Source organism: Mesorhizobium sp. WSM4820, assembly GCF_055811075.1.
On sequence record NZ_JBVVQN010000007.1, the window covers coordinates 213,393 to 225,425 of the forward strand.

General features: G+C 61.3%; 11 protein-coding genes. 9 read left to right on the forward strand and 2 right to left on the reverse strand.

Annotation, left to right across the window (positions count from 1 at the left end):
* Positions 1-9: 9 nt before the first annotated feature.
* Positions 10-474: a YbhB/YbcL family Raf kinase inhibitor-like protein gene (locus AC0L2R_RS14060; RefSeq protein ID WP_473509617.1), complete on the forward strand. Its 465-nt coding sequence runs from the start codon at positions 10-12 to the stop codon at positions 472-474.
* A gap of 26 nt (positions 475-500) precedes the next feature.
* Here AC0L2R_RS14060 and AC0L2R_RS14065 read toward each other — a convergent pair whose 3' ends face one another.
* Positions 501-1,976, reverse strand: coding sequence for an FAD-dependent oxidoreductase (locus tag AC0L2R_RS14065; protein WP_473509618.1), 1,476 nt, complete (start codon positions 1,974-1,976; stop codon positions 501-503).
* 269 nt (positions 1,977-2,245) lie between these two features.
* On the opposite strand from AC0L2R_RS14065, the gene AC0L2R_RS14070 reads away from it, so the two are divergent.
* The gene (locus AC0L2R_RS14070; RefSeq protein WP_473509619.1) at positions 2,246-2,998 is read left to right on the forward strand and encodes a hypothetical protein; all 753 of its coding nucleotides are present in this window, start codon (positions 2,246-2,248) and stop codon (positions 2,996-2,998) included.
* Between the two features lie 136 nt (positions 2,999-3,134).
* On the opposite strand, the gene AC0L2R_RS14075 is transcribed toward AC0L2R_RS14070, so the two are convergent.
* The gene (locus AC0L2R_RS14075; RefSeq protein ID WP_473509620.1) at positions 3,135-4,193 is read right to left on the reverse strand and encodes a LacI family DNA-binding transcriptional regulator; all 1,059 of its coding nucleotides are present in this window, start codon (positions 4,191-4,193) and stop codon (positions 3,135-3,137) included.
* Positions 4,194-4,403: 210 nt separating this feature from the next.
* On the opposite strand from AC0L2R_RS14075, the gene AC0L2R_RS14080 reads away from it, so the two are divergent.
* The 7 genes from AC0L2R_RS14080 to AC0L2R_RS14110 all read left to right on the forward strand — a co-directional run bounded on the left by AC0L2R_RS14080 (position 4,404) and on the right by AC0L2R_RS14110 (position 11,990).
* A complete protein-coding gene (locus tag AC0L2R_RS14080; RefSeq protein WP_473509621.1) occupies positions 4,404-5,393 on the forward strand; it encodes a substrate-binding domain-containing protein in 990 nt (329 codons plus the stop codon).
* Positions 5,394-5,482: 89 nt separating this feature from the next.
* Positions 5,483-6,997: a sugar ABC transporter ATP-binding protein gene (locus AC0L2R_RS14085; protein ID WP_473509623.1), complete on the forward strand. Its 1,515-nt coding sequence runs from the start codon at positions 5,483-5,485 to the stop codon at positions 6,995-6,997.
* On the forward strand, positions 6,990-7,991 hold the full coding sequence (locus AC0L2R_RS14090; protein WP_473509625.1) for an ABC transporter permease: 1,002 nt from the start codon (positions 6,990-6,992) through the stop codon (positions 7,989-7,991). Before AC0L2R_RS14085 ends, AC0L2R_RS14090 begins: the two co-directional genes overlap by 8 nt.
* Positions 7,988-8,983: an ABC transporter permease gene (locus AC0L2R_RS14095; RefSeq protein ID WP_473509627.1), complete on the forward strand. Its 996-nt coding sequence runs from the start codon at positions 7,988-7,990 to the stop codon at positions 8,981-8,983. The genes AC0L2R_RS14090 and AC0L2R_RS14095 overlap by 4 nt, the downstream gene beginning before the upstream one ends.
* A gap of 5 nt (positions 8,984-8,988) precedes the next feature.
* The gene (locus tag AC0L2R_RS14100) at positions 8,989-9,837 is read left to right on the forward strand and encodes a sugar phosphate isomerase/epimerase family protein (RefSeq protein WP_023799537.1); all 849 of its coding nucleotides are present in this window, start codon (positions 8,989-8,991) and stop codon (positions 9,835-9,837) included.
* 4 nt (positions 9,838-9,841) lie between these two features.
* Complete coding sequence (locus tag AC0L2R_RS14105) at positions 9,842-11,305, forward strand: FGGY family carbohydrate kinase (protein ID WP_473509629.1); 1,464 nt, start codon at positions 9,842-9,844, stop codon at positions 11,303-11,305.
* Positions 11,298-11,990 carry a class II aldolase/adducin family protein gene (locus AC0L2R_RS14110; protein WP_473509631.1) on the forward strand — a complete coding sequence of 231 codons (693 nt, stop codon included), beginning with the start codon at positions 11,298-11,300 and terminating at the stop codon, positions 11,988-11,990. Before AC0L2R_RS14105 ends, AC0L2R_RS14110 begins: the two co-directional genes overlap by 8 nt.
* Positions 11,991-12,033 lie beyond the last annotated feature (43 nt).

Here is a 12,033-nt window from a genome sequence, read left to right on the forward strand (position 1 = left end):
GAGATGGAAATGCCACTCACCCTTATCAGTCCTGCGTTCCCGGCGGGCGGGAAAATCCCTGAAAGGCATACCCGCGACGGCCAGAACGTCTCACCACCGCTAAAATGGTCCGGTGTCCCGGACGGTACCAAGAGCCTTGTTCTTGTCGTGCAGGATCCCGACGCGCCGAGCGGGGTTTTCGGGCATTGGGCGGTGTTCAATATCCCGCCCGATGCCGGCGAGCTTGCCGAGGCGCAAGACGGCAAGCCAGGCCCGTCGGCACTCAGGCAAGGCACCAACGATTTCGGCAATGCCTATTACGATGGCCCGCAGCCACCGGTGGGACATGGCGTCCATCATTATCATTTCCGGCTGGCCGCGCTCGACGTGCCGAGCCTCAGTGTGCCGGGACAGGCGGGCGTGCAGCTCGTCTGGAAGGAAGCCCAGAAGCATGCGCTGGAGCAGACCGAGTTGGTCGGAACCTACGCACGGTAACACCGGCCCGTGCCGGTGGCCGCCGTTTACAGCGCAGCCGGATCAAGCGGCTTTCGAGCCGGGCCGTGGATGACCGAGCCGTCGGCCGCAAAAACCGAGCCATGGCAGGGACAATCCCAGGTGTTGTCCGCATTGTTCCAGGTCACCGTGCAGCCCTTGTGGGTGCATGTCGCCGAAACCGGGTGGAGCACCCCTTCAGCGTCTCGCCACGCCGCGATCTTTTCGTCACCCCTGACGATCACACCGCCCATGCCGGGCGCGATGTCGTCGAGGCTTGAGACAATCGATTGGCTGCGGCCATTCTGGTGAAAGTCCTCGGGATAAGACCGCGCCGGGTCGTAGAGCCTTTGCCATGGACTCGGCCGCGCGCAGATCAAATCCGCGATCATCATGCCTGCGGCCGTTCCATTGGTGATGCCCCAGGCGTTGAATCCCGTGGCGATATGAAAACCGGAGGCTTTGTCCGGATCGGGTTCGCCGGCATACGGAACCCTGTCGGCGGTATCATAGTCCTCATTGCACCAGCGCCACGCAACGTCCCCAACGGGAAGGCTCATTCTTGCCCATTGTTCCAGCTCGACAAACCGTTTCGCCACATCGCCGTCCTGGCCCGTGTCGAACTTGGGGCCGAGTGCGACAAGCAGCGGGCCTTCGGCGTCGCGGCCGGTGCGGATGGAATGCGTCGGATCGTCGATGCCGATGAACATGCCGTCGACGGCAAGAGGGTCATCGATCCGAAACGCCATGGCAGTGTGGCAGCGCGGCTGGGTCCGGTTCGCCATGCCGACGGGGCTCTTCACTGTCATGTTGGTGGCGACGACCACATGCTCGGCGTGAACGGTGCCGCTGTCGGTAACGACGCGCCAGCGGCTTGCCTCGCCAATCGAGATCGCGCGGCTGTTTTCGAAAATCCGCCCGCCACGGGCCGTCACCGCTTGAGCCAGGCCAACCAGATACATCGCCGGATTGAACTGCGCCTGGTCGGAAAAACGCAGAGCGGCGGCCGTTTCGAAAGGCAGCGGCGCGCGCTCCAGGATATCGGCGTCCAGCCCAACCTGGCGCGCGGCCTCCGCCTCGGCCACGATCTCCGCGCGCCGGTTTGCATCGCAGCTGTAGGTATAGGCGTCCTTGGCCTCGAGATCGCAGGCGATGGCATAGTCGTGAACCCATTCCCGGATCTGCACGGCGCCGGCGGAATTTGCTTCGGCATAGGTCTGCGCCAGGTCCGGCCCAAAGGTGTCGATGAGATGGCGATAAATCAGCGCGTGCTGCGTCGTGATCTTGGCCGTCGAGCGGCCGGTCACCTGGCCGCCTGTCCGCAGGCCTTCGACGGCGATCACCGATCGACCGGCCTCACAAAGGCGAAGCGCCGTCGTGAGCCCGACAATCCCGGCGCCCACGACAACGGCATCGGCATGGACCGAGCCCTCGAGCGGAGAATAGTTCGTAGCGGTGGCTGCCGCCACCCAACAGCTTCCCGGTTCTCCCGAAAGAATGGCCATTTTTCTCGCGTCCCATGCTTTCGATGCATCTCCATGACAACCCGCGCCGGCACGAAAACGTTCCGAGATCTAAGGTCTTCAATCGTGGTTTCCACAGGGAATCCTATCCATCAATGATGGAACTCCAGCAGATGATCGGGGCAGTCGAACGCAGCAACGGACGTGAATTGGTATAGGCTGATGCCATTACTGTTAGGCCGGCGGCCGAAGACTGCGCCGTTACGGCCTGTGGCGAAGGTCACCTGCGCGCGCCCGGCAAAGCCTGAAGAATGGTTCGAGCCACCCGCATCCAGTATTTTGGCGATAAAACAATTCGTACCTTGTTTTTCCCCATTGCAATTGCCAACCATGGAAAGGGATTGATTCGGAGCTTGTCTATGCGTGGACTGCAAGTGGCCCTGGCTGCGGTGATCTTGGGCATTTCAGTCAGTTCTGGACTCGCCGATGACAATTCTCCCTTTATCTATTTTGCGACCCAGGACCCTTTCGCAGACGGTTTGCCGACCAAGAATGATGTTTATGTCTTTGGTGGCGTCTTTGCGCACGGGGCCTTCGGCGACGCGATCAATGTTTTGGATGCCGACTACACGGACAACTATATAATCGGAGCTGCATACGGTCGCGATTTCGTCGATATCGGCGCTGGCTTCGTTCTTGGTGGCGTCGCCGGCGCGGCCATAAGATTTGGCGAGGACGATGATACGACTGGCGAACTTTGGGCCGGAGCGCGACTGCGCCACCACGGCCTGGTCATTGGTGATTTGGCGATTGCGCCCGCACTGACTGCTGGATTCAGTGCCGTTACCGGCCCTACCGAGATCGAGCGCGAACGCGAAATCGTCCACGATGGCGATGCATCATTCCTCGGCTTCGTTGGTGCGGAGCTTTCGTTCAGAGTGAGGCAGGCTCCCAACGTCGAACTCGTCTACCAACTCCACCATAGATCCGGCGCCGATGGCACGTTTGGAGATATGACAGAGGGTTCCAATGCGAACGCCCTTGGAATCCGTTATCGCTTCTAACGCTCGGTGCTGTGGACCTTTTTACAGGCGCCTACGCACCCACCCAGTTGGCTCGTGCTGAGGACGGCGACACTCCCGTGAGAGTCGGCACGATGAACCACTGAAAATCTCAAGGCGGTGTAGCGCCGGGTCACCCTCAGGCTATATCCTTCAGCGTGTCCAGCGGCCCTTTCAATGCAGACCTGGGCTGGATCAACTCTGGCGCGATCAGGAAGGTCTGCGGTGCCGTCGGCGGCTCATCGATCAGCTCGAATGCCTTCGTGATCATCGCCTCAACATTCTGCCGCACCATGATTACGGGGAAGGGCAGGAAGGAGCCGAAGGGGTCATAGTCGTAGCAACCGACGACGAGTTCGCTGAACATTTCCGCCGGCCGGCCGGCCATGAAACGCAGCAGACCTTCCATATTGATCGACGAATTGATGAACAGCGCGCGCGGCAGCTTGCCACGGCATTGGTAAAACGCCTCGAAGGCACGCAAAGTTATATCAGGCGAATACCCAGAGGACTGCACACCATCGTCAGGGTCGGCGCCCAGCAGCGCCTTCTTGGTCGCATGGAAAGCGGCGATGCGTTCGCGGCTGGCGTGGTCGTTGCGGCCGCCAAACAGAAACAGCTCGTCCGGCCGCAGAGGATCGTCGTTGCCGAAGCGGCGGATGATTGCTTCCGTCAGCATCCGCGCGCCCTGATAATTGTCGCTGATCACCGAATGCGCCTTCGCTCCCGGCAGGTCGATGTTGATATGCCTCAGCCCCGCCAGTTCGCAGACCTCGTGCACGCCATCGGGATCGGTGGCGCCGACGATGAAGAGCTGGTCGATTGAATAGGAGATCAGCGTCTCCGCGGTCCGCCGTTCCTCTTCGGGGTCGCGGCTGGCGCTAACCACGACCGGGCATTGGCCGCGGCTGCGCGCATGCCCCTCAAACGTCTGCGCCATGGAGGAGAAGTAGCGATTGTCGTGGACGGGCAGCATCAGGCCGACCAGGCCTGATCGCGAGCGTCGCAAGCCTCGCGCTTGCAGATTGGTGGTGTATTGGTGGAGTTCGGCGAGGCCGAGAATTGTTTGCGCCGTACTTTCCTTGATGCGGCGCTTGCGCCAAGTGCCGTTCAGCACGGCACTCACGGTCGACGGCGAACTGCCCGACAGCACGGACAGGTCATAGATCGTCGCCTTCTTCTTGACCCGCTGATCCATCTGGCGCCTCCGGCGCGTCTATTTAGAGCAATATCCCGCTTGACGAGAGCTTCTCGATGCACAATAGTTTCTGCACCATCGATTGTGCAAGCGAAAACCGGTGGATGATCGATGGGGAAGTGCCCCGTCTTTTTCGGGGAGTTTCTAACGGCCGCCGTCGTTCGACGGCTCGAGTGTGTTCCCACTAGGAACGTTATGGGAGGAGTACAGATGAAAAAGCTCTTGATCGCGGCGCTTGCCGCGACCCTTATGATTGGCGGATCATTCGCTGCGATGGCACAGCAGGCCGGCAAGGTCGGCGTCGTCGTCAAGATCGGCGGCATTCCGTGGTTCAACGCAATGGAGGCGGGCATCAAGGAGCGCGGCGAGAAGCTCGGGATCGACGCATTCATGGTCGGCCCGACCAGCGCTGATCCAGCACTGCAAGTTCGCGCCATCGAGGATCTGATCGCGCAGGGCGTCAAGGTCATCGGCGTCGTGCCGAATGATGCGAAAGTGCTTGAACCGGTCCTGCAGAAGGCCAAGGACGCCGGCATCGTCGTCATCACACATGAATCGCCTGGCCAGAAGGGCGCCGACTGGGATTTCGAACTCGCGTCTGCCACCGGCTTCGGCGAGGCTCACGCCAAGCTCCTGGCGGAGAAGATGGGCGGCAAGGGTGAGTATGCAGTGTTCGTCGGCTCGTTGACGGTGCCGCTGCACAATGCCTGGGCCGATGCGGCAATCGAGTATCTGAAGAAGAATAATCCCGACATGAAACTCGTCGGCGAACGTTATGGCGTCGCCGAGGATGTAGACAAGAGCCGCAGCACTGCGCTTGACCTGATTTCCGCAAATCCCGGCCTGAAGGGCTTCCTCGCCTTCGGCAGCCAAGGCCCGATCGGCGCTGGCCGAGCAATCGAAGAGCGCCGGAAGGTGGGCGAAATTTTCGTGCTCGGACCATTCTCGCCAGGCCAGGGCCGGAAGCTCATCAAAAGCGACGCGATCTCCGGCGGCTTCATGTGGAATCCGAAGCAGGCGGGCGAGGTTTTCGTCACGCTGGCCGACCATCTCATGAAGGGTAAAGAGATCAAGGATGGCGATACGATCGAAGGGCTTGGGACAGTTAAGCCCGACTTCGAAAACCGTAACATCATCGTCGATCAACTCGTCCCCATCAACAAGGATACTGTCGACGATCTCGCGGCGATGGGCCTGTAAGGCCTCCCAGGGCTAATGGCAGTCGGGCCCGGCCTCGAACCGGCCCGGCTGCAGGATTGCAAACGCGATTGGATCCAGGTTTCGACTCGATGGCTGATCAGGCACTCGATGGCGCCGCACCACGGCCGCTGCTGTCGCTCCGCAACGTCAACATGACGTTCGGCGGCGTGAAGGCGCTGAAGAATGTCAGCTTTGAGGTGTTGCCGGGCGAGGTGCATTGTCTTGCCGGCGAGAACGGCTCCGGCAAGAGCACGCTGATCAAGGTCATTACAGGCGTGTACAAGCCCGAGGCGGGTGCCGAAATCGATTATGATGGCCAGAGCTACTCCCATATGTCGCCGGTTACGGCGCAGGCCAGCGGAATTCAGGTCATCTGGCAGGATCTCGCCCTGTTTCCCGAGATGACTGTCGCCGAGAATATCGCGTTCCAGACCGTCATCGGCCGCTGGCCGCGGCTGGTGAACTATGCCGAGATGCGTCGGGTCGCGATCAACGCCTTGCAACGTCTTGGTGTTACCTTCGATGTCGATCTGGCACTCCACCACTTTCCCATCGCACAGCGGCAGATCGTAGCAATCGCCCGCGCCCTCGTCGGTGAGGCAAAGCTCGTCTTCATGGACGAGCCGACGGCGTCGCTCACCCAATCCGAAACCGACTATCTGCTGGACGTTGTGCGCAATCTGTCGGCGTCGGGCGTCGCCGTTGTGTTCGTCAGTCATCGCCTGGCGGAGGTTCTTGAAATCTCCAGCCGCGTCACCGTGCTGCGCGACGGCGCCCTGGTTGGCGTCTATCCAACCAAAGGCCTGACCCAGTCGCGCATCACCGAGTTGATGACGGGCAAGACCTTCGACTATTCCGTCCTGCATCGGGATTTGAGCAGGAGCCCGGTCATGCTTGAGGTCAAGGAACTGTCGCGGCCCGGCGAATTCGACGACGTGTCCTTGACAGTCCGGCGCGGCGAGACGCTCGGCATCACCGGGTTGCTCGGGGCAGGGCGCACCGAATTGGCGCTGACATTGTTTGGCATGCGCAAGCCGAAATCGGGCTCCGTCGCCCTGGATGGCAAACCCGTTCGCTTCGGTTCCAACCGTGACGCGATCGCCGCCGGCGTCGCCTATCTTTCGGAAGACCGGCTGTCGCTCGGTCTCATTCAGCCCCAGGCAATCGCCGACAACATGGTCATCGCCTCGCTGGACAAGATCCTTTCAGGCGGTTTCATTTCGAGCGATCGCAAGCGATCTCTGGTCAATCGCTGGATAAGGGACCTCGGGGTCAGGATCGGAAAGCAGGACGACGCGATCTCGACCCTGTCAGGGGGAAATCAGCAACGTGTCGCCATTGCAAAATGGCTGGCGACCGACCCGAAGCTGCTTATCCTCGACGCACCGACGGTCGGCGTCGATGTCGGCGCGCGCGCCGGCATTTTCGACATCGTTTCCAAGCTGGCGGACAGCGGCCTGGCCATTATCCTGATCTCGGACGAGGTGCCTGAAGTCTATTTCAACGCGGACCGTGTGCTGCACATGGCTCAGGGGCGCATTGTCGGCGAATTTACGCCGGGCGCTACGACCCTCCATGCGATGGAGGAGGCGGTCTATGCGTAGGTTTGTCCGCTCCCACGCAACGGAACTGGCTTTGCTCGCCGTTATCGCAGTCATCTGCGTCTTCCTTTCGTTCGCGACGGACCGGTTCTTCACCCTCGGCAACGCGTTTGACCTTCTGAACACCAGCTCGGTCAACATCATCTTCGCCGTTGGCCTGCTGGTCGTGCTGATCGCCGGCGGCATTGACATCTCCTTCGCGGTTGCTGCCTCCGTTGTGCAATATCTGACCGCGACCGTCCTCGGCTGGATCGGCGGTGGGAATTGGATTGTCGGCTTCATCATCGCTGGCGCATTGGGCGTCGCGTTGGGCTGCATCAACGCCTTCCTGATCCATGGGTTCAGGATCATCTCGATCGTCGCCACGATTTCGACTTTCAACATTTTCTTCGGCTTGCTGATGTTTTTCACGGGCGGCGTGTCGATCTACAACCTGCCGGACTGGCTCACCACCCGCGTCGTGCTGTTCGAGCGAGAGATGGCTGACGGGACCTGGGCGGAGATCACCCTTCCTGTGCTCATTATGGCCATATGCGTGTTCGCTACCTGGGCGTTGATCACGCGCACCACCACCGGCCGCCAACTCTACGCATTTGGCGACAATCCGGAGGGCGCGCGCCGCTTCGGCATCAATATCGGTGCCATGCAATTTATCGCCTTCGGCTGGCTTGGCCTGATGGCGGGTATCGCCGGTCTCGTCCAAGCGCATTACGCGCAGGAGGTTGTGCCGAATGCCCTTTATGGGCGCGAACTCGACGTCCTGGCAGCCGTAGTCCTTGGCGGCGCGCGGCTCGGCGGCGGCAAGGGCAGCGTGCTCGGCTGCATTCTGGGCGTTCTGTTGGTCTCGATTACCCAGAACGGACTCAATTTGATGGGCGTGTCGCCTTTCGCGTTCAAGATGATCGTCGGCGCCATCATTCTTGCCGCCATCACCCTGTCGAACACCAGCATCGAACGCCTGCTGCCGTTCCTGAAAAGCCGACGGGTGCATTCATGACGGTTTTGATTGAACGCGTCCGCAACGCGCTCGGCCCCGAACTTGCAGGTCCGTTTGCCGCGTTCGTAGCTGTCATGATCGTGTTTGGTTTTGCGGCGCCGAACTTTCTTTCCCGCGCTACCTTTGGATCCGTTGCCTTCCAGCTGCCGGAACTCGGCCTCCTCACACTCGCCATGCTGCTGCCGATCCTGACCGGCGGCCTGAACCTGGCCATCACCTTCACGGCCAACATGGCCGGCCTGACGCTGGCTTGGGTACTGCAAAGCCAGGGAGGCGTCGAAGCGGGCATCGGCGCCTTCCTCCTTGGCTCGGCCCTTGCCATCGCGGTCGGCGCACTGAGCGGGCTGATCATGGGGCTCGTCATCGCCTACACCAAGGCTCACCCGATCCTGGTCTCGCTGTCGATGATGATCTTCCTGCGCGGTCTCGGCGAATTCCTGACGCGCGGCGGCGACGTGTCCGGCATTCCCGGCTTCTTGGCGCCGATCGGCTACGGTTCGATTATTGGCATCCCGGTGCCGTTGCTCATCTTCATCGCTTGCGTGCTGATCTGGCACGTCTTGCTGACGCGCATGAAGCTAGGCTTCAACACCTACATGATCGGCTCCAATATCGAGGCCACGCGCTATTCCGGTATCAATACGCGCAAGGTGCAGGTTCTCGTCTACACATTGTCCGGCGCGATGTGCGCGGTCGCCGGCATCATCATGCTGGCGCGCTTCAATTCGGTGCGTGTCGGCCACGGCGAGTCTTACCTGCTGATCACCGTGCTTGCCTGCTTCCTTGGCGGGGTCAATCCGTTCGGCGGCTTCGGTCGGGTGATCCCGGTCTTCGTTGCGCTCGTCGTGCTCCAGCTTCTGTCCTCGGGACTCAATCTGATGGGCGCAAGCCAGCACCTTGCGACGGCAGTCTGGGGCATCCTGATGATCACGGTGATGATCCTGCGCTGGCTTGCCGGGCGCCTCAAATTCCTGAACACAAACAGAGGGTGAGTTAGATGCATGGTTTTGGGGTCCACACCTCGATGTGGACGATGAACTGGGACCGGGCCGGCGCGGAGAAGGCGATCGCGGCTTCCGTCAAATACGGGATGGACTTTATCGAGATCGCGCTTCTGAACGCGCCGGCGGTCGATGCCGCGCACACACGCGCCTTGCTCGAAAAGCACAATCTTCCTGCCGTTTGCTCGCTTGGCCTGCCGGAGCGCGCCTGGGCCTCGGTGCGGCCGGATGCCGCCATCGAACATCTCGAAGTGGCGATCGACAAGACTGCGGAAATGGGCGCGCTGGCGCTTTCCGGCGTGATTTTTGGCGGTATCGGCGAACGCACCGGCCTGCCACCGACCGAAAAGGAATACGACAATATCGCCCACGTGCTGACCGTCGCCGCCAAGCATGCCAAGAAGCGCGGCATCGAGCTCGGAATCGAGGCGGTGAACCGCTACGAGAACCATTTGATCAACACCGGCGCGCAGGCCGTCTGGATGGTCGAGAAAGTCGGGGCCGACAACATTTTTGTTCATCTCGACACCTACCACATGAACATCGAGGAGAAGGGGGCCGCCAACGGCATTCTGGCTGCCCGCGACCACCTGAAGTACATCCACTTGTCTGAGAGTGATCGCGGCACACCAGGCACCGGCAACTGCCCCTGGGACGAGATTTACGCGACGCTGGCGGCGATCGGCTTCAAGGGCGGACTGGCCATGGAAAGCTTCATCAACATGCCGCCGGAAGTCTCCTACGGCCTCTCGGTCTGGCGGCCGGTTGCGAAGGACGAGGCCGAAGTGATGGGCAATGGCTTGCCGTTCCTGCGCAACAAGGCTCGCCAATACGGTCTGATCTGAGACGATGGGTGACGGGCAGAAGGCGGACGGCGCAAGGATCGCCGTCTTCGATGTCGGCAAGACCAACATAAAGCTCTCTGCAATGACGCTCGACGGCGTGCTCGTGGAGAGCCTCTCTGTCCACAACGAAGTGCGGCCTGGTCCACCTTGGCGGCAGCACGATCTCAACGGCATTAGCGACTGGCTGTTCGGCTCGCTCGCCAGTTTGTGCCGTCATCATCCGCTGGAAAAGCTGGTCGGCACCGGACATGGCTCTGCGGGAGTTCTGGTGAACGCAGATCCCGACGAGACTTGTGCCCTGCCGATGATTGACTACGAGCAGGATCTGCCGCCTGCAATTCGCGAAGGCTACGCGCCGCTTTCGGGCGATTTCTTCGATCGCGGCAGCGCGATCATGCTGAAGGCTGCCCACCAGGCGCGCCAGCTGTACTGGATGCAGCAGGTTGATCCGGAGCGCGTCGCTCAGGCTCGTTGGTATCTGGGCTTGCCTCAATATTGGGCCTGGCGGCTGTCAGGCGTGCCATCGGCCGAAACGACGGTCCTCTCGGCGCAATCCCATCTGTGGAACAATGTGCGCAAGCAGTGGGCGCCCATTGTGGCGGGGCAGGGATGGCAGCGCCTAATGCCACCATTTCATCCGGCCTGGGAGAGGTTGGGGCCAATCCGGCAGGATCTGGCGCGCCGGCACGGCATACCGGAAGAGCTCTCTGTCCTGACAGGCGGCCACGACAGCAGCCTGAACCTCTACCGCTACCAGGCGGCAGGCATGCGCGACGCCTGCGTGATCTCTACCGGAACCTGGATCGTCGGAATGTGCGCGGCGACACCTCTCGACCAACTCGATGAAAATCGCGGAATGGTGCTGAACAGCGACGTGACAGGACGCCCGGTCGGCGGCGTTTTGACCATGGGCGGACGAGAGTTCAGTCATGTGGCAGGGCAGGGGCAAGAAGGAACTGCAGCCGACGCTGCGCTGGTCAGCTTGCTGATTGAGCGCGGCACTTTCGCATTGCCGTCGTTCGGCGACGATGACGGCCTGTTTCCAGGCAGCGCTGGGCTCGGCCGGTTTGGAGGGCCGCCTGCAGAAACCCCTGCAGAGCGCAAGGCGCTCGCGGTGCTCTACGCCGCGCTGCTGACGGTAGAATGTATCGATGCGCTGAACAAAAACGGGCTGGTTGCATTGGATGGCACCTTCCTGCGAGACCCGCTCTACGCCACACTGGTTGCCGCACTACGGCCAAACGCCGAAACGGTCTACAACCTCGACTCCTATGGCACCGCGTCGGGTGCGGCGCTACTTGGCGAACATGAAACGCGTGACACGCCGGCTCCGATCGCAGTCAGCCTGCCGACTGCCTTTGCCGGCGATCGTGAGGCGCTCGCAGCCTATGCACAGCGGTGGCGCGACCTGGCGAAGCGAAACAACTTGCAACAGCGCAAGACCAGCAAAGGAACAATCGATGACTGATGACAGCGCTTTGCGCCGCGAAATGGTGGATGTTTGCCGCCGGATGAACTCCAGCGGTATCAACCAGGGCAATGCCGGCAATTTGTCGGTGCGCTCTAGCGACGGTTTCCTGATCACGCCCTCGTCGCTGCCCTACGAAACGATGACGCCCGAAGACATCGTCGAGATGGGCTTTGACGGCACCTATGTCGGCCGACGGCCCTCCTCGGAGTGGCGCTTCCACCGTGACATTTTGAAAGAGCGGCAGGAGGTCGATGTCGTGCTGCATTGCCACTCGCTCTACGCCACGACGCTGGCCTGCCATCACAAGACGATCCCGAGCTTCCACTATATGACGGGAGTGGCTGGCGGCACCACCATCCGCTGCGCGGAATACGCAACCTTTGGCACGCAGGCCTTGTCCGACAATGCCTTGGTTGCGCTCAAGGATCGCCTCGCCTGCCTGCTCGGCCAGCACGGCCAGATTTCGCTCGGCAAGACCATGGAAGCGGCGTTGTGGCTGGCGAACGAGGTCGAAACCCTGTCGCGCATGTATGTCCAGGCGCTTAGCCTTGGCGAGCCGCCGGTCCTTTCCGACGAGGAGATGGCGCGGGTGATCGAGCAGATGAGGAAGATGAGCTATGGCCAAGCGCCGGACCCGGAGGGAACGAACGATCTGGCGCGGCCGCGCGACGCTGCGGTCTAGCGCAGCTTCGGCAGATTTTAGTGGAAACAGGTCTTTTTTTCGC